Annotated in this window: 24 protein-coding genes; 9 read left to right on the top strand and 15 right to left on the bottom strand. The window is 62.7% G+C overall.

Annotated elements, in window-relative coordinates; genetic code table 11:
- Positions 1 to 4: 4 nt before the first annotated feature.
- The 3 genes from BFQ01_RS25765 (at position 5) to BFQ01_RS25755 (ending at position 3568) form a co-directional block, all read left to right on the top strand.
- Positions 5 to 1072 (top strand): isopenicillin N synthase family dioxygenase, encoded by a 1068-nt coding sequence (locus BFQ01_RS25765; protein ID WP_065927451.1) that lies wholly within the window; start codon positions 5 to 7, stop codon positions 1070 to 1072.
- 77 nt (positions 1073 to 1149) lie between these two features.
- Positions 1150 to 1953, top strand: coding sequence for an ABC transporter substrate-binding protein (locus BFQ01_RS25760; RefSeq protein WP_065927784.1), 804 nt, complete (start codon positions 1150 to 1152; stop codon positions 1951 to 1953).
- A gap of 106 nt (positions 1954 to 2059) precedes the next feature.
- Entirely contained in the window at positions 2060 to 3568 is a 1509-nt protein-coding gene (locus tag BFQ01_RS25755) for an amino acid ABC transporter permease/ATP-binding protein (RefSeq protein ID WP_065927450.1), read from the top strand.
- A 67-nt stretch (positions 3569 to 3635) separates the two neighbouring features.
- On the opposite strand, the gene BFQ01_RS25750 is transcribed toward BFQ01_RS25755, so the two are convergent.
- The 6 genes from BFQ01_RS25750 to BFQ01_RS25725 form a co-directional block, all read right to left on the bottom strand.
- Complete coding sequence (locus BFQ01_RS25750; RefSeq protein WP_065927449.1) at positions 3636 to 4715, bottom strand: choline metabolism transcriptional regulator GbdR; 1080 nt, start codon at positions 4713 to 4715, stop codon at positions 3636 to 3638.
- Positions 4712 to 6121 carry a GABA permease gene (gene gabP / locus BFQ01_RS25745; protein ID WP_065927448.1) on the bottom strand — a complete coding sequence of 470 codons (1410 nt, stop codon included), beginning with the start codon at positions 6119 to 6121 and terminating at the stop codon, positions 4712 to 4714. The genes BFQ01_RS25750 and gabP overlap by 4 nt, the downstream gene beginning before the upstream one ends.
- 164 nt (positions 6122 to 6285) lie before the next feature.
- Positions 6286 to 7134, bottom strand: coding sequence for an alpha/beta fold hydrolase (locus BFQ01_RS25740; protein ID WP_065927447.1), 849 nt, complete (start codon positions 7132 to 7134; stop codon positions 6286 to 6288).
- A 12-nt stretch (positions 7135 to 7146) separates the two neighbouring features.
- The gene (locus BFQ01_RS25735; RefSeq protein WP_065927446.1) at positions 7147 to 8439 is read right to left on the bottom strand and encodes an NAD(P)/FAD-dependent oxidoreductase; all 1293 of its coding nucleotides are present in this window, start codon (positions 8437 to 8439) and stop codon (positions 7147 to 7149) included.
- A gap of 57 nt (positions 8440 to 8496) precedes the next feature.
- Positions 8497 to 8919 carry a RidA family protein gene (locus BFQ01_RS25730; protein ID WP_027606668.1) on the bottom strand — a complete coding sequence of 141 codons (423 nt, stop codon included), beginning with the start codon at positions 8917 to 8919 and terminating at the stop codon, positions 8497 to 8499.
- Positions 8920 to 8954: 35 nt separating this feature from the next.
- Positions 8955 to 10094: a tyramine oxidase subunit B gene (locus tag BFQ01_RS25725; RefSeq protein ID WP_065927445.1), complete on the bottom strand. Its 1140-nt coding sequence runs from the start codon at positions 10092 to 10094 to the stop codon at positions 8955 to 8957.
- Positions 10095 to 10280: 186 nt separating this feature from the next.
- On the opposite strand from BFQ01_RS25725, the gene BFQ01_RS25720 reads away from it, so the two are divergent.
- The 6 genes from BFQ01_RS25720 (at position 10281) to BFQ01_RS25695 (ending at position 14604) form a co-directional block, all read left to right on the top strand.
- The gene (locus tag BFQ01_RS25720) at positions 10281 to 11108 is read left to right on the top strand and encodes an AraC family transcriptional regulator (RefSeq protein WP_065927444.1); all 828 of its coding nucleotides are present in this window, start codon (positions 10281 to 10283) and stop codon (positions 11106 to 11108) included.
- Between the two features lie 146 nt (positions 11109 to 11254).
- A complete protein-coding gene (locus BFQ01_RS25715; protein WP_065927443.1) occupies positions 11255 to 12001 on the top strand; it encodes a response regulator in 747 nt (248 codons plus the stop codon).
- Positions 11998 to 13074 (top strand): ATP-binding protein, encoded by a 1077-nt coding sequence (locus tag BFQ01_RS25710; RefSeq protein WP_065927442.1) that lies wholly within the window; start codon positions 11998 to 12000, stop codon positions 13072 to 13074. Before BFQ01_RS25715 ends, BFQ01_RS25710 begins: the two co-directional genes overlap by 4 nt.
- Positions 13075 to 13092: 18 nt before the next feature.
- Positions 13093 to 13293 (top strand): hypothetical protein, encoded by a 201-nt coding sequence (locus tag BFQ01_RS25705; RefSeq protein WP_065927441.1) that lies wholly within the window; start codon positions 13093 to 13095, stop codon positions 13291 to 13293.
- Between the two features lie 19 nt (positions 13294 to 13312).
- Positions 13313 to 13711, top strand: a complete 399-nt coding sequence (locus BFQ01_RS25700; RefSeq protein WP_065927440.1) for a hypothetical protein — start codon at positions 13313 to 13315, stop codon at positions 13709 to 13711.
- Positions 13684 to 14604, top strand: coding sequence for an ABC transporter six-transmembrane domain-containing protein (locus BFQ01_RS25695; RefSeq protein WP_065927439.1), 921 nt, complete (start codon positions 13684 to 13686; stop codon positions 14602 to 14604). Before BFQ01_RS25700 ends, BFQ01_RS25695 begins: the two co-directional genes overlap by 28 nt.
- 12 nt (positions 14605 to 14616) lie before the next feature.
- Here BFQ01_RS25695 and BFQ01_RS25690 read toward each other — a convergent pair whose 3' ends face one another.
- The 9 genes from BFQ01_RS25690 to BFQ01_RS25650 all read right to left on the bottom strand — a co-directional run bounded on the left by BFQ01_RS25690 (position 14617) and on the right by BFQ01_RS25650 (position 24083).
- The gene (locus BFQ01_RS25690; protein ID WP_065927438.1) at positions 14617 to 15558 is read right to left on the bottom strand and encodes a helix-turn-helix domain-containing protein; all 942 of its coding nucleotides are present in this window, start codon (positions 15556 to 15558) and stop codon (positions 14617 to 14619) included.
- Positions 15559 to 15635: 77 nt separating this feature from the next.
- Positions 15636 to 16415 carry a 2-keto-4-pentenoate hydratase gene (locus BFQ01_RS25685; RefSeq protein ID WP_065927437.1) on the bottom strand — a complete coding sequence of 260 codons (780 nt, stop codon included), beginning with the start codon at positions 16413 to 16415 and terminating at the stop codon, positions 15636 to 15638.
- Positions 16412 to 18019, bottom strand: a complete 1608-nt coding sequence (locus tag BFQ01_RS25680; RefSeq protein ID WP_065927436.1) for a bifunctional 3-(3-hydroxy-phenyl)propionate/3-hydroxycinnamic acid hydroxylase — start codon at positions 18017 to 18019, stop codon at positions 16412 to 16414. Before BFQ01_RS25680 ends, BFQ01_RS25685 begins: the two co-directional genes overlap by 4 nt.
- Before the next feature lie 62 nt (positions 18020 to 18081).
- Positions 18082 to 18684: an amino acid synthesis family protein gene (locus tag BFQ01_RS25675; RefSeq protein WP_027606677.1), complete on the bottom strand. Its 603-nt coding sequence runs from the start codon at positions 18682 to 18684 to the stop codon at positions 18082 to 18084.
- 10 nt (positions 18685 to 18694) lie between these two features.
- Positions 18695 to 19153 carry a VOC family protein gene (locus BFQ01_RS25670; protein WP_012724261.1) on the bottom strand — a complete coding sequence of 153 codons (459 nt, stop codon included), beginning with the start codon at positions 19151 to 19153 and terminating at the stop codon, positions 18695 to 18697.
- 11 nt (positions 19154 to 19164) lie between these two features.
- Entirely contained in the window at positions 19165 to 20205 is a 1041-nt protein-coding gene (locus BFQ01_RS25665; protein WP_065927435.1) for a WD40/YVTN/BNR-like repeat-containing protein, read from the bottom strand.
- A 12-nt stretch (positions 20206 to 20217) separates the two neighbouring features.
- Positions 20218 to 21012 (bottom strand): SDR family NAD(P)-dependent oxidoreductase, encoded by a 795-nt coding sequence (locus tag BFQ01_RS25660; RefSeq protein ID WP_027606679.1) that lies wholly within the window; start codon positions 21010 to 21012, stop codon positions 20218 to 20220.
- A 27-nt stretch (positions 21013 to 21039) separates the two neighbouring features.
- Entirely contained in the window at positions 21040 to 22530 is a 1491-nt protein-coding gene (locus tag BFQ01_RS25655; protein WP_065927434.1) for an aldehyde dehydrogenase family protein, read from the bottom strand.
- 11 nt (positions 22531 to 22541) lie between these two features.
- Positions 22542 to 24083, bottom strand: a complete 1542-nt coding sequence (locus BFQ01_RS25650; RefSeq protein ID WP_065927433.1) for an acetolactate synthase large subunit — start codon at positions 24081 to 24083, stop codon at positions 22542 to 22544.
- Positions 24084 to 24167: the final 84 nt, after the last annotated feature.

Here is a 24167-nt window from a genome sequence, read left to right as displayed (position 1 = left end):
CTTCATGCCTGACCAAACGCCAAAGGCCGCCAACTTCAATCGCATTCCGCTGGTGGACATCGCCGGGCTGTACAGCGACGACATCACACAGCGCCAGGCAGTGGCCGAAGAACTCGGTAACGCCGCCCGCGCAGTGGGTTTTCTGTACATCAAGAACCACGGCATCGAGTCGTCGTTGATCGACGGCGTGCGTCACGCGGCGAAGGACCTGTTTGCGCAATCCCTTGCGTACAAGATGCAGCATTACATCGGCACCTCCCGCAGCCACAAGGGGTTTGTGCCTGAAGGCGAAGAGGTCTATGCCAAAGGCAAGCCGGACCACAAGGAGGCGTTCGATATCGGTTTTGAAGTGGGCGAAGACGATCCGCTGGTCAGGGCCGGGACCCCCTTGATCGGGGCCAATGAATGGCCGGACCTGCCGGGTTTCCGTCCCGCCGTCGAAGCGTACTACGCTGCGGTGTTTGCGCTGGGGCGTCGCCTGTTCAAGGGCTTCGCGCTCGCATTAGGCCTGGAAGAGGACTATTTCGAGGCACTGGTTACCCGCCCACCGTCGAAACTGCGCCTGATTCACTACCCCTTTGACCTGGCCGCCCAAGACGCACCCGGCATTGGTGCGCATACCGACTACGAGTGCTTCACCATTTTGCTTGCAGACAAGCCAGGTCTCGAGGTGATGAACGATCAAGGGCAATGGATTGATGCGCCACCCGTGGACGGTGCCTTTGTGGTCAACATCGGCGACATGCTGGAGGTCATGACCGCGGGTACGTTCGTCGCTACGGCTCACCGAGTGCGAACCGTCAGCGAAGAGCGCTACGCCTTCCCACTCTTCTACGCGTGCGACTTTCATACGCAGATCAAGCCACTGCCACAGTTTCTTGAAGGCGCTTTTCTTGAAGGCGCTAGGGATTACCAGGAAATCACCATCGGTGAGCACATGTTCGGCCAAGCGTTGCAGACCTATCAGTACCTGCGCCGCAAAGTCGAACAGGGCGAACTCACGCTGTACGAGAAAGCGCGCAAGCCATCGAGTTTCGGTCACTTGAAGAGCCAGGCGCAGGACGCGTCCTGATGCAACCCTCAGCCTGGTCACACCGCCCTGTTTAACCACCCGCCCAACCCTACTTTACCGACGTGGAGTCATCGATGATGCGCAATCCAATCAATCATGCTGTCCGCTTGACCCTGCTGGCCGTCGCACTCCTTGGTGCGGCCGGCGCCCATGCAGCAACGACGGTGACGCCCGGCGTACTCAAGATCGGCATGGAAATCACCTATCCGCCCTTTGAGTCATACGACGAACATAAAAACGTCGTCGGTTCCGACCCCGAGCTGGCACACCTGCTCGCCAAACACCTGGACCTCAAGGCCGACTTCGTCGACACCAAGTTTTCCAACCTGATCCTCAGCCTGAACGCCGGCCACTACGACGCGATCATCTCCGGCATGTACATCACGCCCCAGCGGCAGACGCAAGCGCAAACCATCCCCTACGCCAAGACCGGCGCAGCGATCATGGTGCTGAAGGACAACCCGCTGAAACCGAAAGTACCGGAAGACCTCTGCGGCCTGAAAGTCGGCCTGGAAAAAGGCACCACGTGGGTGACGCAGTTCAACACGCTCTCGACCGACTACTGCACCCCGAATAACAAGGGCGCGATTATGGTCAGCGAGTTCCCGTCCGCACCGGAGGTAACCCAGGCGCTGCTCTCCGGCAATGTGCAGGCTCAGGTTGAGATCGACGGCGCCGCCGGCATGATCGCAGAACGCACCAAGGGCCGCGTCGTGGTGAGCACCGAGCACTCGATCTATCAGCAGACGCTGGGTATTTACGTCAAGAAAGGCAACGACGCGCTCTATCAGGCACTGCTCAAGGCCTTTGAGGCGAGCAAGGTTTCCGGTGAATACACCGCCCTGTTGAAGAAATACAACCTCGAAGAACCGACTAACTGACCCGGTGCAGCCCTGTGGGAGCGCTGCCGCTCCCACAGTCGGCGGCTTTCGCTTGACTGCCCGGCCCAGGTAAAGCCTGTGTCGACGCCAGCAGTTGGAGAGACACATGCAATTTGAATGGCCTTACTTTTTTTCTCTGTTTTCGCTCTCGGACTTCTGGAAAGCCTGCATTACGGTGGTGGAGCTCAGCACGCTGGCCTGGTTCATCGGCATGCTGCTGGGCTTCCTGCTGGCTTCGGCCAAGCTTTCGGCCGCGCGCTGGATCAGCGTGCCGGCGTCGATTTATATCTGGTTCTTTCGCAGCGTGCCGCTGCTGGTATTGGTGGTGTTCGTCTATAACCTGCCGCAGATGTTCCCGGTCACCCGTGGCGTCCTGTCCAACCCGTTCTATTCCGGCCTGTTGGCCCTGGTGGTCACCGAAGCGGCCTATATGGCGGAAATCCACCGTGGTGGCTTGATATCCGTGGCCAAAGGTCAAAAAGAGGCCGGCCGCGCGCTGGGCATCGGCCTGATCGGTTTGCAGCGCCTGATCGTGATCCCCCAGGCGTTCCGCATTTCCCTGCCGACGCTGATCAACGAATACATCACCGTGGTGAAACTGACCTCGCTGGTCTCGGTGATTTCCTTGACCGAACTGTTGACCGTGGGCCAGCGCCTTTACGCGCAAAACTTCCTGGTGATGGAAACCCTCTCGGCTGTGGCGGTGTATTACGTGCTGATCGTGACCGTGCTCGGCTGGTTGTTTCATTGGCTGGAGCACCACCTGGAACTCAACAACCGCATACCCCAGACGCTGGATGACACCAGCATGGGGCGCCTACGCGCATCACAACCCGCCCCTCCTTCGGCAAGCGCTCGGAAAACCTCCGGGCCTGGCTCGGCACCCGCCCTGCAACTGGTCGACATTCACAAGCGCTACGGCCAGCACGCTGTGCTCAAGGGCATCAACCTTGATGTAAATGTGGGTCAGGTGATTTCCATCATCGGCCCGTCGGGCTCGGGAAAAACCTCGCTGATCCGCACCGTCAACGCCCTGGAAAGCATCGACCAAGGCGAGATCATTCTGTTCGGAGAAAGCTATATCCACGCCGGTGATAACACCAACACGCAACAAGTACGCCGTGGGGTACAGCACATCGGCATGGTGTTCCAGGGCTTCAACCTGTTTCCCCATCGCACCATTCTCGACAACGTCACCCTCGCGCCGCGCTATCACGGCCGCGACAAGCTCATCAGCGAGCAGCGCGCCTACGCCCTGCTGGACAAGGTCGGACTGCTGGCTCACGCGCACAAGTATCCGCATCAGTTGTCTGGGGGGCAGCAACAACGCGTGGCAATCGCCCGCGCATTGGCCATGGATCCACATATCATGCTGTTTGATGAGCCGACGTCAGCCCTTGACCCGGAACTGGTGGGCGACGTGCTCAAGGTCATCGGCGACCTGGCCAAAGAAGGCATGACCATGCTGATCGTGACTCACGAGATGGACTTCGCCCTGTCCATTTCCGACCGGGTGATTTTCATGGAGGACGGCCTGGTTGCGCTGGATGCGGCGCCTGGGATGATTCGTGCCGATCAGTGCGGCGAGAGAATCAAGGCGTTCATGCGGGTTTGAAGCCAGCGTGAGTGGGGCCTGAAATTCGAAACGCAAGCGTCGCTGATCAGCGCCACTCACCTTACTCTCAGCGCCTGGCCTTGAGCCGGACACTGGCAAAGGTAGATTCCCCCCGCGCCTGCTCCAGGGCACTCATTGGCATCGTCACCGGTACGGCGCGAATCATCGGCCTCAACATGCCGGCTTGCTCGCCCGCCGTCACCAGGCGCTCGTCGCTGGGCGGCACGCCAAAGTACTCGCGGTAGCATTTGGAGAAGTGCGGCGTGGACACAAACCCGCAGAGCAAGGCCAACTCCACGATCGAAATGGGGGTTTGCTTGAGCAACTGGCGCGCGCGGATCAGCCGCAACCGCAGGTAGTAGCGCGAGGGCGAACAGTGCAGGTACTTCTGGAACATGCGCTCAAGCTGCCGGCGTGACAGGGCCACGTACTTGGCCAATTCATCCAGGTCGATCGGTTCTTCCAGGTTGGCCTCCATCAGCGCGACGATTTCCTGCAGCTTCGGTTGCTGGGTGCCGAGCATATGCTTGAGCGGCACGCGCTGATGGTCCTGCTCGTTGCGCATGCGCTCGTACACGAACATGTCCGAAATCGCCGCCGACAACTCATGCCCATGCTCACGGCCGATCAGGTGCAGCATCATGTCCATGGGCGCGGTGCCGCCCGAGCTGGTCAGGCGATCGCGGTCGAGGGTGAACACGCTGGCGCTGAGGCTCACCCGTGGAAAGGCTTCCTGCATAGCCGCCAGCCACTCCCAATGCACGCTGCATTCAAACCCGTCGAGCAGCCCCGCCCGGGCCAATACCCAACTGCCGGTACAAATACCACCCAGGCGCTTGGAATAACGCGCCTGGGTCCGCAGCCACTTCATCAGCTCGTCGCTCAGGGTGTGTTGAATACCCGTGCCGCCGCACACCACGACGATATCCGCAGAGGGCGCAGCGGCTATGGAACAGTCCGGCGTGATGGGCATGCCGTCGCTGGCCCACACAGGATGACCGTCGACACTGGCGGTGTGCCAACGATACAACTCCTGGCCTGCCAGTTGGTTGGCCATGCGCAGCGGCTCTACCGCCGACGCCAACGAGATCAGGGTGAACTGATCCAGCAGCACGAATACCAAACCGGTGACCGGCCGGGGGTTCATGGGCGCGAAGCCAGGGGGATCGATTTTTGGGTGCGGTCGGGCTGCCGCGCCGTGATCACGCCGACCAGGGAAATCAGCAGGGCCAGGCCGATGGTCGACGACACCTCGAAACGGTGCTCGGGCGTCAGCAGCATCACCGCCAATGCGCAACAGATGAAGACGATGACCACCCAGGTCAGCCAGGGAAACAGCCACATCTTGAACGTCAGGGTGACATTGCGGCGTTGCAGGACCTTGCGCATGCGCAGTTGCGACACGGCGATCACCAGGTACACCAGCAAGGCGATGGCGCCCGAGCTGGCCAGCAGAAACTGGAACAATCCGGCCGGCATGAAGTAACTGAGCAAGGTCACGCCAGCCCCGAGGATCGTGCTGGCGATCACGGCGGCCCTCGGCACACTCGCGGCGGAGGTCTTTTTCATCAGCGAGGGTGCATCCCCGCGCTTGCCCAGGGAATACAGCATGCGTGAAGCAATGTAGATGGACGAGTTCATGCAGCTCGCCACGGCAATCAACACCACCACGTCCACCAGTAACTTGGCATGGGGAATGTTCATCAGCTCCAGGGCGCGCTGATAAGAGCCTACCGATGCCAACAGCGGGTCATTCCACGGCACCACGGAAATCACCACGAAGATCGACAACACGTAGAACACGCCGATGCGCCACATCACCGAGCGCGTGGCCCGGGCGATATTTTGCGCCGGGTTATTGGACTCGGCAGCCGCGATGGTGACGGCTTCCGTGCCGATAAAGCTGAACATGATGGTGATGAATGCCCCGACCACCGCCGACAGGCCGTTAGGCGCGAAACCACCGTGTTCTTCCATCAGGCGACTCAAGCCGCTGGCCTCCCGCTCGGGAATCCAGCCCATCAGCACCGCGCCTCCCAGGCCGATAAAGCCGATGATCGCCACCACCTTGGCCATGGCAAACCAGAACTCGAATTCACCGTACTTGGAGACGCTGAACAAATTGGTGACCACCAACAAAAAGATCGACAACAAGGCGAACAGCCAAGCGTCGATCTGCGGGAACCACTGGTTGAGGATATGCCCGGCGGCCAGGGCTTCGATGGGAATCACCAGCACCCAGAACCACCAGTACAGCCAGCCGATCGTAAACCCGGCCCAGCGGCCGATGGCCTGGTCGGCGTAGGTCGAGAATGAGCCGGTGTCGGGGTTGGCCACCGCCATCTCCCCCAGCATGCGCATGACCAGCACCACCAACAGGCCGGAAAACAGATACGCCAGCATCACGGCCGGCCCCGCCGCCGCGATAGCGTGCCCGGAGCCGACAAACAGCCCCGCGCCGATAATGCCTGCAATGGAGAGCATGGTGACATGACGCGGCTTGAAGCCCTGCGCCAGCTGGCCGTTGGAATCCGTGGAAATCAGGCTATTCATCGTTGTTTTTTATTCTCTGTGATCGACGTTAAGACGTACTGACTGGAAGGTCAGGCGATCATCATTTCTTAATGACGGGTCACAGTACGCGGCCTGCGCGCCGCAAAAATAGCCTCATAGCGGCACGCCGGTGCCTGATATCGACATTGGCGGGCAGCCGCCGCTCATTGCCTCGGCGGGTCAAGGTTCGCCAGAAAGCCTGCAATCAGCGCGTTGAACACCGCGCCCTGATCGTCGTGCACATAGTGGCTCGCGTCGGCGACCTCCACCGTCCGCACATGGGGGTTGCTGGCCCTCATCGCCTGCAGCGTCGTCGGCGGCAGGAAGTCCGAGCGACCACCGCGAATGAACAGGCTGGGGCAATCCAGCGCACGCACCGCTGGCCACAGGTCCGTCGGCTCGATACTCAGGCGGGCCTGGGCAATCCCCTGCTGATCATGGCGCCAGCCAATCACACCGTCGCGTTCCTGCATCGAATGCGCCAGCCTCGACGCCAGGCCCTGCTCCGACAACCCCGGGCGCGAAGCCCTCCAGAACCCACGGGCTGCGTCCCAATTGTCGAACTGCAACGGCGTCTGGCCCATCTCGCGGCGGATACGTGCGGCGCCATCGCCCTGGGTTGAAGAGCCGGGGCCGATGTCCTCGATCAGCAACCCCAGCAAGCGTCCCGGATGTTGCCGCGCATACTCGAGGGCGTTGGCGCCGCCCAATGAATGCCCGAGCAGGACAAAACGCTGCAGGCCGACATGGGCGATCAGATCCTCAAGGTCCTCGACATAGGATTGGGTGTGATACGTGGAGGGCTCGGCCCAGTCGCTCAACCCACGACCACGCTGGTCGAGGGCATAGATGCAGTAGCCCTCCCCCAGGGATTGCACCAGCGACTCCCAGGTCTGGGCATAGGCGCGCAGGCCGTGCAACAGCACCAGGGGCACGCCACTCGATGCGCCCCAGCGCAAATAGTGCAGGCGCAGGCCCGAACGGTTGGTGAAGAAACAGCTGTCTGCAGGCATGGGCTTGCTCCTTTAGAAACGGTCGAAGCGATAAGGGCTTGGGTCAATGATCGGCGCATGCCCACTGACCAGGTCCGCGGCGAGATGACCCGCCGCCGGCGATGTACCGAAGCCGTGCCCCGAGAAACCGGTGGCCACGGTCAGCCCCGGAATCTGCGCGACCGGGCCGATGACCGGGTTGGAATCGGGTGTCACGTCGATAGTGCCGGCCCAGGCCTGGGCGATCCGTGCCTGTTCAAACACCGGCCAGGCCGCCATCAGGTTGTTCATCGCGTCGCTATTGAGGCGCGGGTTGGCCGCCGGATCCTGCACCCTGACGCGCTCGAACGGGCTGACGCTGTCGGCGCGCCAACGCCGCGCCAGGGCCAGGTCATTGATGAACGGCTTGCCCAGCGACACGTTCAGCACACTGCGTTGCGCACGGAACTGCGGCATGTATTGCTTGGCGAGCAGCAGATGGTCGAGGGTCAGGAACGCATCCAACTTACCCCGTTGGGTAATGATGAAACCGCCGTCCTGGTGCTTGCGAAACGAAAAGTCCGGCGCACCGACCGCGATCTGCGTCGGCCCCTCCATGGGGTGGGTACGCAGCACCGAGCAGGTCAGGGGCAAGGTCGGCAACGCCACACCGAGGTTGCCCAGAAAGCGCCTTGACCACATGCCCCCCGCCAGCAGCACATGATCACAACGGATTTCGCCCTTTTCCGTGACCACACCGCTGACCGTGCCGCCGGACATCTGCAGCGTACGCACCGCGCACTGCTCGATGATCACCACGCCCCTGTCCATGGCGGCCCTGGCAATCGCGCTGCTGGCCAGCGTCGGTTCGGCACGCGCATCGGAAGGGGTAAAGATGCCACCGGCCCAGTCACCCGTGCCGCCTGGCACCAGCGCGTCGATCTCACGCTTGCTGAGCAGGCGTGAATCCAGCGACAAATGCTCCACCGACTTGAGCCAGCCCTCGTGCATTGCCATTTGCGCCGGGGTGCGCCCGACAAACATGATGCCTTCCTGGCGATACCCCACATCCGCCCCTACCCGCTCGGGCATCTGCGCCCACAAGCGGTCGGCGGCCAGGGCCAGCGGGATGTCGGCCGCGTGGCGGCTGGTCTTGCGCACCCAACCCAGGTTGCGGGACGACTGTTCGGCGGCGATCCGGCCTTTTTCCAGGACCACCACGGCGATATTGCGCTCAGCCAAGGTCAGCGCAGCCGTGAGGCCGATGATCCCGCCGCCAATGATGACGACGGCGGTCGCGCTGGGAAACACGGTGGAGGTTGTCACGGGCGCTATTGTCGGTGCCATGGTCAGGACTCGGTAAACGAATAAGGGCGGCCAGGCCTGTGCATGGCCGCGTGACGATTATTGCGACAGGCGAATGAGGTCGACCTGCGCCTTCGACGCGTTGCGATACGCCGTCACTTCCAGCTCTACCTTGTAGACCGTCGAGCCCAGTGGCGGGCAGGTCACGGTGCTGGCCGGGTCGACGCCGCGAAACTTCTCGCCGATCAGGCCCATCACCGCCGGCACGTCCTTGGGGTCCTGGATGAACACCCGCGAACACACCACGTCGGCCAGGCTCGAATCGACAGCCTTGAGGGCCGATTCGATGTTGGCGAACACCTGGTGCGCCTGTTCCAGGACATCCTCCGGGATCAGCTTGGTCTGGGGGTTGCGGCCGGCGGTGTTGGACACGTAGATCCAGTTGTCCACGCACACCAGACGCGAATAGCTGGCCTGGTCTTCGAACGGTGAACCGGTCTTGAGCTTGGTGATTTTTGTCATGTCGAATGCCTCGTCAAAGTGAATGAAGCTACGGCTCAGCGCAGCTCCGGGGTTTCCCACAGGTTCAAGGTCACGCCGATGCCGTGCTTGACGGCGTTGCGGTACACCACCGTGCCCCAGGCCACGTCTTCGACGGGCATGCCGCCCACCGACATGATGATGATTTCCTCATCGTTCCTGCGGCCAGGCGCGGCCCCGGCGATGATCTTGCCGATGTCTTCGACGTCATCGAGCTGCATCTTGCCTTCGGCAATCATGTCCATGAAGCGCACGCCAATGACCGGCACGTTGTGATGCGCAGGCTTGGGCAACTCCTCGAACCAGGCCTGGTACAGACCGGTGTTGTCGAGCACCTTGCGTACGTCGGGCTGCTCCATTCCCGCGTCGAGGGAGCAAGACGCCGGCATCGCGAGGAAGGCACCTGGCTTGACCCACTCACGCCGCACAATTGGGTAGATCGAGGGGTCGCCCGTGGCACCGGAGCTACAATAAGTAACAAGGTCCGAGTCGCGGACCACCGCTTCGAGGGTGTCGACCACGTCTATCGTGGTGATCTGCGGATACGTCTGTTCGACCCACGCGATAAAGTTGTCGAGGCTCTGCTGGCCACGGCCCTTGATCTTCAGGGTGTCGATATGCGGGCACACCGCGATGAAGGCCGCCAGGGTGGTCTTGCCCATCACGCCAGGGCCAAGCAGGCCGACGACTTTCGAGTCCTTGCGCGCCAGGTGGCGTGCGCCCACGCCGGGGATCGCACCGGTGCGGTACGCCGACAGCAGGTTGGCCGACATATGGGCCAACGGCGCGCCGGTGTCGGGGTCGTTCAGGGTGAACATCAGGATCGAACGCGGCAGGCCTTTTTCGCGGTTGGCGATATTGGAGCCGTACCATTTCACCCCGGCGGTGCAGAAGCTGCCGCCCAGGTAGGCCGGCATGGCCATCATGCGCCGATCCGCCGTGGGCTTGGGCATGTTCGGGAACGGCGAATCCTGCGGGAAAATCACCATCGCGCCATGGGAATCATTGTTCGGGCCGGCCATGCGGTAGTCACCGGCATACAGCAGGCCGAACATTTCCTCCATGGTGTTCACGCAGGCCAGCATGTCGGTCACACCCGCGCGGATCATGTCCTGCTCGGAGAGGTAGATAAAATCGATTTTTGTAGTTGTAGACATAGTTATTCTCGGGCTGAAGGTGATATCGCTGCGGTAGGCGCAGCTCCACACTGTCGAGATCGAGTATCGGGCGGGGGATGGCGGCGGTATTGTAAATTTCGGACATGCCGCCCAGTCGGGTATGACGATAGTTGGCGCGATTAATGCGTTGATTTTCCCCTGACGCTGCCTGCCCAAGGAGCAACCATGATCAAACCGAGTGTGCCGACTCCCCGGCTCCACACCGCGAACGAACAACCCTGGTTCGTGCTCAACTCTTCACGCTATTCAGTGATGCCGTCCGCGCACCCGGCGATCTCGCATTTCTATGCCTTCGATGTGGCGCAATCGACCAACCTGCTGGCCGTGCCGGATGGCTGCGTGGATATCCTGTTCGACTGTGATGCGACGCGGCCGACTGCGCGCATCTGCGGCACCCCGCTGGTGGCCCAGGCGGTCGAGCTGCACCAGCACCACCACTATTTCGGCGTGCGCTTTTCGCCGGGTGTGATCCCCGGCTTCGTCAATGTACTGGCCGAAGAGTTGACCGAGCGGGAGCTCGATCTGCTGGAAGTCTCCGAGTTCGCCCAACGCCTCTTCGAAAGCATCGTCCAGGCACCGCTGCTGGGCGACCAGATGCGGCTGTTCAACGACTACCTGACCCCGCGCCTGATGGGCAAGACGTCACGACTCACCGCCATGATCATCCAGCAGGCGCTGCACCATCGCGGCGATATCCGCATCCAGCAACTCGAAGACCTCAGCGGCTACACCAGCCGGACCCTGCACCGCCAGTTCAACCAGGATACCGGCATGTCACCCAAGGCGTTTTGCCGGATCATCCGCTGCCAGGCGGCCCTGGACACCCTCAATACCCAGCACGATGTATCGTTTTCGCAGTTGGCCCTCGACCTGGGGTTTTCCGACCAATCCCACTTCCTGCGCGACTTCAAGAAACTGGTCAGCACCACCCCCTGCGACTACCAGCGCACCATGACGCAAAACGCCTACAGCGACAGGATCAGCTACGCCTGATCACGCTGTTTGCGAATAAACCCGCGTCTCCATCGTTTCTCCATAAAACCTCCCATGAAAGCGCATGCTCGTGGTGCACAGTAGCCTTCGTCGCCCCATGGTAATTCGCCATACTGCGATGACCGAACAGCACGACCGAGCCGACCATGACTGAATCACACCCTGTATCGACACCGACGGACCTCGCGGCCCCACGCCAGGCGTTGGTACTGATCGCCGAAGACGAGCCGGAAATCGCCGACATCCTCGCGGCCTATCTCAAGCGCAGCGGCTTCCAGACCGCCCATGCCCTGGATGGGCGCCGCGCCCTTGAACTGCATCAATCGCTCAAGCCCGACCTGGTACTGCTGGACGTGCTGATGCCGAAGCTGGATGGCTGGATGGTCCTGGCCGAGATCCGCCACCGAGGCACCACACCGGTGATCATGCTGACCGCCCAGGACCAGGACATGGACAAACTCATGGGCCTGCGCATCGGTGCCGACGACTACATCGTCAAGCCGTTCAACCCCGCCGAGGTCGTCGCCAGGACCCAGGCGGTGCTGCGTCGCTCCCTCGATCATGGCTACGGCGCCCACCAGCGCGTGCTGCGGGTGAATGCCTTTGAAATCGACATCGACAGCCATGAAGTCAGCGTGCAGGTCGGTGCCCACACGCACAGGCTCAACCTGACGGTGACCGAGTTCAGATTGTTGGCGCAACTGGCCAAGGCCCCCAAGCGCGTATTCAGTCGCGCCGAGTTGCTGGCCCTGTGTTCGCCCGAGAGCGACAGCCTGGAGCGCACCGTCGACAGCCATATCAGCAAGTTGCGGCGCAAAATCGAAGACCTCGGCCTCCAGGGCGTACCGGCCAGCATCCGTGGGGTCGGCTACCGGTTCGGGAGCCAGCCATGAAGACCGCCAACAGTTTGAGCCGGCAGATCATCGTGTCGATGTCCGCCGTGGTGCTCTGCGTGATAGCCCTGGCCGTGGTCGGCTCCTACGTGTTTTATGCGTTGCTCTGGACGTTCTGGCCGCCGTCGGATCTGGACGTGGACGAATGGCTGCCCACCGGCATGGAGTGGGCCTGGATGGCGCTGATCACCTGCATCAGCCTGGCGGTGGGCGCCGTGGTGGCGATCAAACTGTCCCGGCGCATTCTGATGCCCTTGAACTCGGTCGCGGCCAGCCTTCGCCGGCTCGCCGATGGTGACCTCGATGCCCGGGCGACGGCGTCCGACCGCTCACTGGCAGAGGCCACCTTGCTGGTGGATGACTTCAACAGCATGGCCCAACGCTTGAAACGCATGGCGCAAGAGCAGTCGTTCTGGAACGCCGCGATTGCACATGAACTGCGCACCCCGCTGACCATCCTGCGCGGCCGCCTGCAAGGGTTGGCGGAAGGCGTGTTCACCCCGGACCAGGCGCAGTTCTACAGCCTGCTGAGCCAGGTGGAAGGCCTGACGCGCCTGATCGAGGACCTGCGGGTCGTAGGCCTGGCGGACAACGGCTACCTCGAAGTGCAGATCCAGAGTGCCGACCTGGCCGAGGAGATCAAGGCCGACGCCTGCCTGTTCGAACCGGGCCTGCAGGCCTGCGGGTTCGTGCTGCACCTGGACCTGCTCGAACGGCCTGTGCAGTGTGATCCGGCGCGGATTCGCCAAGCCTTGCTGGCCATGCTCGACAACCTGAAACGCCATGCAACCCCCGGCAACGTCACGGTGCGCCTGGGCAACCAGGATGGCCTGAATACCTTGAGTGTCGCGGACGAAGGCCCGGGGATCGCAGAAGCGTTTGCAACGCACATCTTTGAGCCGTTCCAGCGTGGCGAAAGCTCGCGCTCCCGCGCCCAGGGCGGCAGCGGCCTGGGGCTCGCCGTCGTACGCGCGATTGCCCTGTCCCATGGAGGTCGCGCGACCTGCCGGAACCTCGACAACGGCGGCACCTTATTCGAGCTGAGCTGGCCCGACCAGTTGGTCGCCATCTAACCCCCCCCAGGTGAAGGCATGCGCCTCTGTATTTTCAGGGTCAATCGGTACCGCCACTTTGCCTTGCTCGACGCACAAGGACGTTGCATTGCTTTCAAGAGCTGCGAAGGGATTCCACAGAACGGCGAATGGGTGCAAGTCAACGAAGTCAACCTGGCCTGGTTGAATCGCGCGCTGCCTGCGCGCGCCCTGACCAGGCCACACACCCGCCTCTTGTAGTCAGCCTGGAATTGCCTGTATGCCTTTCAACTATCGTGATCGAAACGTGATTGACGTGGCGCTGCTTGAAGACTCGGTAAGGCTCTATAGCGCCAAGCTCAAGCGGTTGCAGCGCTTCTGGATTCCCCTGCAGAAACAGGCGCCACGCCTGGTGTTGTCACTGTGGGTCCTTGGGGTTGTCGCATCGCTGTTCAGCCAGTCCTATTACCACTGGTTATTTACCGCGCCGGCGATTTGCCTGCTGATCACCCTGGAAATCGTGATCGAAGAAGTGCAGATCGACTTGTTACTGATGACCGAGGAAACGCGCTATCTGCTCGACATCACCCGCGGTCTTTATACCGGGACCCTGAGTTCCCGCCCCCCTACTTTGCGTAAACCAGGCGGCCCATGCCCTCCGTCACACCTCCACTACTGATCGAGCAGAGCCGCAAAATCGGTCAACAATCCGCCAGCCAGACACTCAAGGCGATCGCCAAGGCCTACCCCGGCAAATTGTCCGCCACCCTGTCGCTGGTGGCGCTGGAAAACGCGCTGCTGCTGGCCTACCCGTTGTTTGCGGGGTTTGCCGTCGACGCGATTATCCGTGGCGACACCGGCAATGCCCTGCTCTACGCCGCCGTGGTCCTCGGGTTCTGGGTGGTGGGCGCCGCCCGACGGGCCCTGGACACCCGCACCTTTACGCGTATCTACGCCGACCTTGCCGTGCCGGTGATTCTTAACCAGCGCCTGCAACGCCACAGCACCTCAACGTCCGCCGCGCGGGTGGTACTGGCACGGGAGTTCGTCGATTTCTTCGAAAAACACGTGCCCACCATTGCGACGGCGCTGGTCTCGATCATCGGCGCGGCGGCCATGTTGCTGGTGATCGAACCCTGGGTCGGCCTGGCGTGCCTGGTGGCGTTGGGCCTGTGCCTGGTGGTGGTGCCTGGCTTTGCACGGCGCAACCAGCGCTTGCATGAGCGGCTGAACAACCGCCTGGAAAAGGAAATCAGCCTGGTGGAAAAGGTCGGCGCCCCCACGCTGCGCCGCCACTATCAGGTGCTGTCGCGGCTGCGTATCGGGCTGTCGGACCGTGAGGCGGTTGCCTTCCTCACCATCGGCATCCTTGCGGCCCTGCTGTTCGTGGTCGCCATCAGCCAGTTGGCCCTGGCGCCCGCAGTGAAGGCCGGCCATATCTATGCGGTGATGACGTACCTGTGGACGTTCGTCAGTTGCCTGGATGAAGCCCCCAGCGTGGTCGACCAATTGGCCCGGCTCAAGGACATCGGCAAACGCGTGGACCCGGGACTGGATGACACGGCGGCCTGACCCTTCGTCTATTCAGCCGATCGCCCGCTGGGTGTGCGAAGGCGATTCGCCAAACAACTCGCGGTAATGGGCGGCAAAGTGGCTCAGGTGGAAAAAGCCCATCGCCACCGCCACATCACCGACGTTCTGGCTGCAGGCCGGCGTTGCGATCAGGCGTCGACGCACCGCATTCAGGCGCAGGTTGCGCAGGTACTCCAGCGGACGCATGCCGGTCACCGCCTGGAAACTGTTCTGCAGGGTCCGTCGGCTGACCCGCAGGTGTTCGCACAGGTCGAGAATGCTCAGCGGAGTCTCGCCGCTGGCATCGATCAACTCCTGGCAACGCTTGACCAGGTAGGCACTCACGGCGAAGTTGCCGCGCCGGCAACGCACTTCGTCGGTGGCATTGCTGAACAGGTCGAGAAAGGCATTGAGCAACTCGTCTTCGAGCATGTTCTCGGCGGTTGCACTGATGGCCTCGGGTTGTTGCAAAAGGTGACGAAACAGCGGGTAGATACGCTGGCGTATCCGCAGCCGTAACGCGTCATCCACGCACAGCTGGGAGCGGGTGCTCAAGCGCTTGAGCTGGTCGCCGGACAACTCGAAGGCGGCGAGTTTGGCGAAACGCACCGTGTCGACGTTGAAAGCGAAGAAGTGCGTGCCTTCCGGCGCATGCAGCACAAACTCCTCGCAAGCGCGCAACAGCACCACACTGTGGGTGCCCACCTGCTGGCCCTGCACAACGGGCTCGCCGCCCAATGACATGGCCGCGCACAGTCGTCCCTTGGGCGCATGGCCGCGCTGCACCACGCGTTTGTCCAATACTTCCTGGAAGATCTGAAAGCGCTCGGCCGACAACTGGCGCAGCTCACTGGTCAGGCTGCCACGCCCCAGTTGGTCATACACCTGCTGCCAGCCCTGGATGGAACCGGCGTGCAGTTGAGGGTCATTGAAGGTTCGAACTTCGGCAAGCATGGTGGTCGTTCCTCGGGGGCCCCGTTGTTGTCATCGGCCTGAAGGGGACTGGAGTCATCCTTGACGGCAGCTAGGGCTCACACTGCGGCAGTGTCCGCAGTGAAAAGCAAAGCCAGTTCCGTGCCAAACATCTGCAGGCGGTAGGTGGCGGGCTGGATATCCATGGGCGCCAACAACGCACCGGACAGCACCACCTGCCCGGCCTCCACCGGTTGACCATCGGCCAGCAGCCGGCGTATCAGCCAGCACAGATTGGCCAGCGGTGGATCTTCCCGGCCCTGGGTCTCCCCTTCGCCGCAGATCGCGCCTGCGCATTCCAGGCGGAACGTCACGTTGGCATGTTCAACAGGGTCGAAAACGGTTCTGGGTCCCAGGCAATACAAGCCCGCTGCCGCGTTGTCGGCCAGAAAGGCCCCTACCCCGAACGTCCACTCCTGCCAACGGCAGTCGGCAATCTCGAACGCGGGTGCCACCTCGGCAATTGCGGCCAGGATCTCCTCATCGCTGTAGTCACCTGGCGCCAGGCTGCGACCCAGCACAATCGCCACTTCGACTTCCAGCTTGGGCTGGATCAACCGTGAAAGCGCCACCGCCGTGTTCGACGGCACGCGCATCTGATCGGTCAGGCCGCCATACACCGGTTCGTCAATGCCGAAGCGCCGTTGCGCGGCGCTGCCGGCGAAGGCGATTTTCCAACCGCTGAACTGTTCGCCCGCCGCCAGGCGCGCATCCAGCGCCTGGCGTTGCAGTGCGTAGCCGCCGCGCAGGTCCAACGCCTCGGGGGCCAGTGGCGCAATCGCTTGCACCGTACGCGTGGCCTGGTCTAACTGGCTCAATACGCCCGTATCGATGCTCATGACAGTTGCCCCGCTAACTTGCGTAATACCGCGTCAAGCCGCTCCGGCGTGGTGATGGCGGCAACAAACCGGTCAGGACGCACCACGACGATGCAATCGCGCACCCTGGAGAACCATTCGCCGAGGCGGTTATCCACATCCTCCACGCTGATGGCGTTCGTCGCCGTCAAGGGCTGGTGGCGGCCCAGGCCGCTGCGCGAGCGATTGACCTGGATAAAGCGCGTGTCCCAGCGCGCCCAGAACCTTGCCATGTCTTCGCTCAGTGGCTCAAGGGGATTGACCCGGTAACCCAGCACCGCATAGGAATTGCCCAGCACGTCATCCAGGCGCCGACGCTGGCCCTGGGCGTCTTCGATAAACGGCTGCACAAACAGCTGGCCCACCAGGTCGTCTTCACGCAGTTCGGCACGTTCGTGATAGACCAGCCCTTTGGTGAGGGTGGCCTTGGGTTTGAACTTGAACTCCAGCAGGTGCGAACGCAGGTTATCGACGCTGTTCACCGCCTGGAACAACCAGTCACGCACGCCGGCCATCAACGGGTTGGTCAGCCCCAGTACCGTGCCCATATTGTCGGCCAGGGCCACCAGTTCGGTGGCGTGTCCGCGACGTTCCTGGTCGTAGCTGGCAAGGATCCCATGGGCCGCACGCCCCTGGATGATCGCGGCCAGTTTCCAGGCCACGTTGGCCACGTCGCGCAACCCGGAATTAAGGCCCTGCCCGGCCCAGGGTGGCGATATATGCGCGGCATCGCCGACCAGTGCCACACGCCCCTGGACAAACCGCGCCGCCACGCGCGAATGGTGGGTGTAGGCGCGGATACGGATGATATTCAGCGCGTCCACGGCGTCGCCGATATGCCCACGGATCAGGTCGCGAATGGTGTTCTCGTCACACATCTTCGCCTCGTCCTCGCCCTCCATCAGCATGAACTCCCAGCGCCGCTGCTGGTACGGCAGGTAAATGCACACGAAGGGCCGCTGCGGGTCGGCGTGGAGGGCGGTGTAAGGCGCATCCAGGGTGTCATTGGCGGTATCGACCACCACCCATTTGCGCGCATGGGTCAACCCCAGCAGTTCGACGCCCAGCTTTTTGCGTACGGTGGAGCGCCCGCCGTCGGCGCCGATCACGTAATCGGCGCTCAGCTGATACACCTCGCCCTGGGCATCGCGGACCTGCAAGGTCACGCCCTCCCCATCCTGTTCCAGCTCCAGCATTTCATGCCCCTGGCGCAACACCACAGTGCTGCGCTGCCCCAGGGTTTCGCGCAGCGTGCCTTCGAGCAACTGCTGCATGAAGATGTTGCGCATCGGCCAGCCGTACTGCGCGGCACTTGGCTTGACCTCGGCAAAACACACGCCCCGCGCGTTGTAATAACGCAGTGGAACATCGCAGATCATGTCACGCACTGCCAATTCGGCGATGCCGATCGCCTGCAACACGCGTAGCGCTTCATCATCCATGCCCACCGCGCGTGGGTAAGGCAGTATGCAGTCGGCAAGCTCAAGGACGACGCAGTCGATACCGTACATCCCCATATAGTGCGCGGCCGTGATCCCATTGGGCCCGCCCCCGACAATCACAACCTGGGTCTTCTCCTGCTTCATCGCTGTTCACCGCTTTCTTGTTGTGGTTTTAAACCGGCGTTGCCAAGGCCGCACGCGTGTCATCAGTGCAGCCCGTCAACGCCCTGGATGTCTTCGGCACGCAGGCCACCCAGCCGTGCGTGCAGGCGCCCGCGCGTGGCGAAGGCCCAGATCACGATGACTTCGTCCGGCGCGGGGCCGTCGCCGAACATCAGCGACATGCTGTCGTAGTGGGAACGTACGTAGAGCGCATCCTTGTGCGCCAGGGGGACGTCAATGGTCGAACCCGGGCCGCCGCGCTTGCCGGTGGAAGGCACCCACGACTTGCCACCGCCCAGCGCGACGCGAATCGGATCGGCGGCCGGGTTGGTCAGGAACGCGTTGCCGTGCTCGTATTCGCCCGCGCTGCCGACCAGGATCGCCTTACCATAGCTGACAATCTCATGGGCACCGGCCAGTGCCTGTATGCGCCGGCCAAACTCTTCGCCCAGCAACGGCGATGGGTCGACCAGTTCGGCGAGCGACTCGCTGTAGCGACCGGCATAGGGGTTGGCGATCACGGCGGCGATCGCGTACTTGAACAGGGGCTCGCCATCGGCCAGCTGGCCGGTTTCGTTGGCCAGGGTTTCTTCGACAAAGCTGTACCATTTGCGGATGTGATACGTAGCAAAATTCGCGGTTTTCATCAGGGTTGCCTCAAAGTGGGTCGAGTGGATCCAGGTTGAAATGTCGGCTCGGCGCGCCGGCGGCCTTGAACCGGGCCTTGCCGCGCGCATCGTCGTGTTCGGTCTCGAGGAAGAACTCCATGCGATTGCCGTCGGGGTCGTTGAAATACACGCCATGGCCGATCTCGTGATCGGTGATCTTCACCACCTCGACGCCCTTGCCCAGCAACATGCCGTAGAGCTGGCGCAGGGTGGTCATGTCCCCGGCGATTTCCAGGCCGTAGTGCTGCAGGCCCAACCCGCCTTGATGGGCGCCGGGGTCGGCGCGAATCAGGGCGATGTCGTGGTGCTTGCCGCCAAATGCCATCATGACCCAGCTCTCGCCCCGGGCACTTTCGTGCATGCCCAGGATGTCGGCGTACCAGCGTGCCGACACGTCAGGGTCACTGACCCACAGCGATAAGTGAGTCCGCAGGATCTCGATCTTCATGGCGTTATCCCTCAGTGCTTTTTGACGATGGATTGATGCCCGGACTTGATCTGCGCAACCGCAGGCGTCCAGAGCACATCAGCGATCTCGCTGAATTCCCGCCAATGCTTCTGCCAGCCGTCACCGCCATTGTCGGAGGTGAACAAATGCCCGTACTTGGTGCCCGCCACGATCTGTCGCGGGTTGGCCGGGTTGAAGGCAATCGCCCAGACACAGGAGTTGGGCTGCTGTGGCAGCGGCAGCACGTTCCAAGTGAGTGCGGCATCACGGGACACCAGGATCTTGCTGGTGGTGCCGGGGGTGCCATCGGAAATACTCAGGTACAGCTCGTTCTGCGTGCCCAACGGCGCGTTCATGGCGCGGATGTAGTACAGGCCGAAGGCTTCGCGACCGATGATGCCGGTCCAGGTCAGCCCCTCGTCCAGGCTGCGGTACACCGCATTGACGCAGACCACCACAATGACTTTCTCGCCGTGGTTGGGCAGCACCAGGATGTTGTGGACGTCGGAGTTGTAGTCCCACAGCAGCCGGTCGTCGACGCGGGTCCAACTGTCGCCGCCGTCACGGGAATGGAACAGCCCGCCCTCTTCCAGGCCGAACCACAACTGGTTGCGGTCAGTGGGGTCATAGGCGAAGGCCAGCAGGCGTGGGCGGCTGACACCATCGCAGAACTCGGGGATTTCCACCGGCGCGCGATCCCAGCTCAGGCCGGCGTCGAGGCTGCGCCACAACACGGCGCGTGACGGTGCACCGGTGCCGACGAAGATCCGTTTGGCGTCCTGGGGGTCGACGGCGACTTTCCACACCGTCTCGCCGTTGAACGGCGAATCGACCCGCCGCCAATGGCCGCCGGTGTCGTGGCTGACGCACAAGCCCACGTCCGTGCCGGCGTAGATCACCTCGGGCGCGTCGGGGTGCAGGCTCAACGACCGGGTAATGGCATCGAACTCAAGGTCTTGCCCCAGGCCCAGGCGATGCCAGGTACGGCCATCGTCGGCACTGCGGATCACCGCTTGCCCGACGGTGGCGACCAAAAGGGTTCCGTTACTCATCACAGATGCTCCTCAGATATAGATGCCACGGGTCAAGCCACCGTCGATGCCGATGGATTCGCCCGTCACTGCGCCGGCTTTTGGCGATGCCAGGAAGCCGATCAGCCAGCCCATTTCAATCGGTGCGAGGGTGCGGCGAATCGGTGTCGCGTCGATGTAGGCCTGCTCGACCTGCTGCGCGGTCTTGCCTTGCTTGACGGCTTCGCGGTCGTACAGCTCCTGGATATGCGGGGTGTCCACCACGCCCGGGTGGATCAGGTTGACCGTGATCCCCGACGGGCCGAGCTGGTCGGACAGGGTCTTGGTCATGTGTGCGATCGCCAGGTTGCGCATGCCCGAAAGCACCTTGCTGCTGCGCCCGGTGAGGCCGCCTATGTTGATGATGCGTCCGAAGCCGGCCGCCTTCATGTGCGGGGTCACGGCCTTGGCGCAGCGGAAGTAGCCGATTACCTTGGTGTTGAGGTCCGACAGCAGCTCATCGTCGCCGGCGTGTTCGATGTCATTGCGCACCACACCGGACGGCGCCGCAGCACCGTTGACCAGGATGTCGATGCGGCCGAAATGCTTGTGCGCCGCCTCGACCATCTCCGACACGGCCTTCATGTCATTGGTGTCGCAGAACAGCGGCAGCACTTCATTGCCGGTCTGTGCACTGATCTCTTCGGCCGCCAGCTGCAGGAACGCCATGCGCCGTGCGCAGATCACTACCTTGCAGCCTTCCTCGGAGAGAAAACGTGCGACTTCCTTGCCGATGCCCATACCGCCACCGGTGACAATGGCCACGCGGCCTTTCAATTCCAGATCCATAGCAATTACCTCGTGTGATTATTCAGTTCAGGCCAGATCGACAAACACGCTTTTGGTCTCGGTGTAGGCATCGATCACGTTCTTGCCCATTTCCCGGCCCCAGCCGGATTGTTTGTAGCCACCGAACGGTGAAGAGGGATCGACCACGTTCCAACAGTTGATCCATACCGAGCCGGCCTTGAGCTGTGCCGCCACGCGGTGCGCCGAGCGCAGGTCGCGGGTCCACAGGCCGGCTGCGAGGCCATACGGCGAATCGTTGGCGCGCAGCACCAGGTCGTCGATGTCGGTCCAGCTCATGACGGTCAGTACCGGGCCGAAGATTTCTTCGCGGGCCACGCAGGCGCGCTCGGCACGGTCGAGAAACACGCTCGGTTGAATGAAGTGCCCATGCTCCAGGTGTTCGGGACGGCCGCCGCCGCAGATCAGTTCGGCGCCCTCTTCCTGGCCCCGCTGCAGGTAACCCTTGACGGTGTTCAACTGCCGCGCGGACACCAGCGGCCCCATGCTGTTGGCCGGGTCCAGGCCATTACCCAGCACATAGGCGGCGGCATGGCGCTGCAATTCTTCGAGCACCTGGTCGAGCACACTGGCGTGCACATACAGGCGCGAGCCAGCCGTGCACACCTGGCCCTGGTTGTAGAAAATCCCATCGGCAGCCCCCTTGGCGGCGCGCACGATGTCGGCGTCGGGCAGGATGATGTTCGGCGACTTGCCGCCCAGTTCCAGCGAGACCTTTTTCATGTTGCCGGTGGCCGCCTGGGCGATCAGCCGCCCAACCTGGGTCGAGCCGGTAAAGGCGATCTTGTCCACGTCGGGGTGCTGTGCCAGCGGTGCACCCGTGTCGGCACCCAGGCCGGTGATCAGGTTGACGACGCCGGCGGGGAAACCTGCGGCCTCGATCAGTTGCACCAGGCGGATCGCGACCAGCGGGGTCTGCTCGGCGGGCTTGAGCACCGCCACGCAACCGGTGGCCAACGCCGGGCCGAGCTTCCACACGCACATGGTCAACGGGAAGTTCCACGGCACGATCAGCGCGCAGACCCCCACCGGTTCGCGCAACGTGTAGTTGAGCATTGGCGCGCCGCTGGCCGGGGATACGGGCAGCGTGCTGCCTTCGATCTTGGTGGGCCAGCCGGCGAAGTAGCGAATGATGTTTGCCGCGCTGGCCGCTTCACCGCGCGCGTTGGCGATAGGCTTGCCGTTCTCCAGGGTGATCAGCTGCGCCAGCTCCTCGCGGTGCTGGTCCAACAGATCGGCCAGGCGAAACAGCAACAGGCCGCGCTGCGCCGGTGACTGCAAGGCCCACGTGCCGGTAAAGGCTGCGCGGGCGGCCGCGACGGCCGCATTCACATCGCGTTCATCGCCTTGGGCGACTTCGGTCAGGGTCTGTTCAGTGGCCGGGTTTTCCACGGCGAAACGGCGACCGCTGGCGGCGTCCTGCCAGATACCGCCGATGAACAGACGACCGGGCTGCGCCAGGAACGCCTGGACGGCAGGTAATAATTCGAGCGGATGCATAGTCGACTCCTTCACAGCGCCATTTCGATCAGGCAAGGGCCACGGTCGGCCTTGGCATTGGCCAGGGCCCGTTGCAGTTCGGCATTGGTCTGGACCGTGCAGGCCGGTACTCCGTAGCCTTTGGCCAGGGCCTTCCAGTCGATACGCGGGTTGTCGAGCACGGTCAGGCGCAGGGCCTGGGGGTCCATTTCGGTCATGCCGAAACGGCGCAGTTCGTTCTGCAAAATCGCGTAACGATGGTTGGCGGCAATCAGGATCACCACCGGCAACTGCTCGCGGGCGATGCTCCACAGGGTCTGGATGGTGTACTGGGCACTGCCGTCGGATTGCAGGCAAAACACGCTATTGCCGCGTTCCGCCAAAGCGGCGCCGAAGCCCACCGGAATCCCCTGGCCGATCGCGCCACCGGTATTGGTCAATACCCGATGCCGCGCGGCGTTGGCGGAGGCGGTAAAGAAGGGGTAGCCGCAGGTGCCGCCCTCGACCGAGACAATGCTGTCGTGGGGCAGTGACGCGGCCAGCACTTGGCCAATGGACTGCGGTGTCAGTTCGGCATGGCCGGGCGGCAGTTCGATGCCCTCCGGCGTCGGCACGTAGGCCGGTGCAGCCAGGGCATCGGCCAGCGCCGTCAACGCGCCGGCGACATCGTCACCGACCTCGGCCAGGCTCAGCAGGCGCTCACGCTCGGCGAGGCGCGACGGGATGCCTTCGTAGCCAAAATAACTGATGGGCTCCGGCACGCCCGCACAGATGACCAGGTCGTACTGCTCAAGGATTTCAATCGCCACTTCAGGGAAATACGGCAGGCGATCCAGGTCGGGCAAGCCACCGCCACGGTAGCTCAGGCGCGGAAAGGTCTCGGCAAACAGGCGCACACCGGGCAGTTGCGCCAGGCGTCCCGCCGCTTCCAGGCCGGCGACCGACAAGCCCTCATCGCCGACGATAAACACCAGCCGCTTGCCGTCACGCAATGCCTGCGCCACGGTTTCGACCCGGTCACCGGCAAACCGACGAACCGGCGCGCGCAGAGGTGCGAATACACCGTTATGGGTCACTGCGTGGGCCTGCAGGTCCATGGGCAGGATCAGGCTGGCGATCTGGCCTTTGGCCTGCCAGGCCGCACGCACGGCTTCCTGCAGATCCTCACCGATACCGGCAGCGGTGCGCGAGGTGCGCACCCAGCCAGAGACGGTGCCGGCCAGGGCCTGGATGTCGCTGGCCAAGGGCGGATCGTAGTTGACATGCCAGGAGGCGTGATCGCCGATGACGTTGACGATCGGCGTATTGGCCCGACGCGCGTTGTGCAGGTTGGCGATGCCATTGGCAAAGCCCGGCCCCAGGTGGGTCAGGGTCATGGCCGGCTTGCCGGCGATCCGGCCATAGCCGTCCGCAGCCCCCGTGCAGACCCCTTCGAACAGCGACAACACCGGCTTGAGAGCAGGTGCGCTGGCCATGGCAGCCACCAGGGGAATCTCGGTGGTCCCGGGGTTGGCGAAGCAGTACTCGATACCGCTTGCCGCTGCCGCATTCACTATCAGTTGCGCACCATTCATTTTCAGCCCTCTTGCTTGAGCATTTGCAGTGCTGAGATTTATCACATACAAATCCGCAACCAACAAGCATTTTATTAGTGTTTT

This window comes from Pseudomonas sp. 8 R 14, from assembly GCF_900005955.1.
GTDB classification, from domain to species: Bacteria; Pseudomonadota; Gammaproteobacteria; order Pseudomonadales; family Pseudomonadaceae; genus Aquipseudomonas; species Aquipseudomonas marginalis.
Note: the sequence above shows the minus strand (reverse complement) of the source record. Positions and strands in the feature narration are given on the sequence as shown.

Coding starts and splice junctions, on each gene's coding strand:
- BFQ01_RS25705 (WP_065927441.1), top strand. CDS start 13,093: ATGCGCCTCTGTATTTTCAGGGTCAATCGGTACCGCCACTTTGCCTTG.
- BFQ01_RS25730 (WP_027606668.1), bottom strand. CDS start 8,919: ATGACAAAAATCACCAAGCTCAAGACCGGTTCACCGTTCGAAGACCAG.
- BFQ01_RS25710 (WP_065927442.1), top strand. CDS start 11,998: ATGAAGACCGCCAACAGTTTGAGCCGGCAGATCATCGTGTCGATGTCC.
- BFQ01_RS25750 (WP_065927449.1), bottom strand. CDS start 4,715: ATGAACCCCCGGCCGGTCACCGGTTTGGTATTCGTGCTGCTGGATCAG.
- BFQ01_RS25735 (WP_065927446.1), bottom strand. CDS start 8,439: ATGGCACCGACAATAGCGCCCGTGACAACCTCCACCGTGTTTCCCAGC.
- BFQ01_RS25720 (WP_065927444.1), top strand. CDS start 10,281: ATGATCAAACCGAGTGTGCCGACTCCCCGGCTCCACACCGCGAACGAA.
- BFQ01_RS25670 (WP_012724261.1), bottom strand. CDS start 19,153: ATGAAGATCGAGATCCTGCGGACTCACTTATCGCTGTGGGTCAGTGAC.
- BFQ01_RS25650 (WP_065927433.1), bottom strand. CDS start 24,083: ATGAATGGTGCGCAACTGATAGTGAATGCGGCAGCGGCAAGCGGTATC.
- BFQ01_RS25675 (WP_027606677.1), bottom strand. CDS start 18,684: ATGAAAACCGCGAATTTTGCTACGTATCACATCCGCAAATGGTACAGC.
- gabP (WP_065927448.1), bottom strand. CDS start 6,121: ATGAATAGCCTGATTTCCACGGATTCCAACGGCCAGCTGGCGCAGGGC.
- BFQ01_RS25700 (WP_065927440.1), top strand. CDS start 13,313: ATGCCTTTCAACTATCGTGATCGAAACGTGATTGACGTGGCGCTGCTT.
- BFQ01_RS25755 (WP_065927450.1), top strand. CDS start 2,060: ATGCAATTTGAATGGCCTTACTTTTTTTCTCTGTTTTCGCTCTCGGAC.
- BFQ01_RS25655 (WP_065927434.1), bottom strand. CDS start 22,530: ATGCATCCGCTCGAATTATTACCTGCCGTCCAGGCGTTCCTGGCGCAG.
- BFQ01_RS25665 (WP_065927435.1), bottom strand. CDS start 20,205: ATGAGTAACGGAACCCTTTTGGTCGCCACCGTCGGGCAAGCGGTGATC.
- BFQ01_RS25725 (WP_065927445.1), bottom strand. CDS start 10,094: ATGTCTACAACTACAAAAATCGATTTTATCTACCTCTCCGAGCAGGAC.
- BFQ01_RS25715 (WP_065927443.1), top strand. CDS start 11,255: ATGACTGAATCACACCCTGTATCGACACCGACGGACCTCGCGGCCCCA.
- BFQ01_RS25690 (WP_065927438.1), bottom strand. CDS start 15,558: ATGCTTGCCGAAGTTCGAACCTTCAATGACCCTCAACTGCACGCCGGT.
- BFQ01_RS25760 (WP_065927784.1), top strand. CDS start 1,150: ATGCGCAATCCAATCAATCATGCTGTCCGCTTGACCCTGCTGGCCGTC.
- BFQ01_RS25765 (WP_065927451.1), top strand. CDS start 5: ATGCCTGACCAAACGCCAAAGGCCGCCAACTTCAATCGCATTCCGCTG.
- BFQ01_RS25695 (WP_065927439.1), top strand. CDS start 13,684: ATGCCCTCCGTCACACCTCCACTACTGATCGAGCAGAGCCGCAAAATC.
- BFQ01_RS25680 (WP_065927436.1), bottom strand. CDS start 18,019: ATGAAGCAGGAGAAGACCCAGGTTGTGATTGTCGGGGGCGGGCCCAAT.
- BFQ01_RS25740 (WP_065927447.1), bottom strand. CDS start 7,134: ATGCCTGCAGACAGCTGTTTCTTCACCAACCGTTCGGGCCTGCGCCTG.
- BFQ01_RS25660 (WP_027606679.1), bottom strand. CDS start 21,012: ATGGATCTGGAATTGAAAGGCCGCGTGGCCATTGTCACCGGTGGCGGT.
- BFQ01_RS25685 (WP_065927437.1), bottom strand. CDS start 16,415: ATGAGCATCGATACGGGCGTATTGAGCCAGTTAGACCAGGCCACGCGT.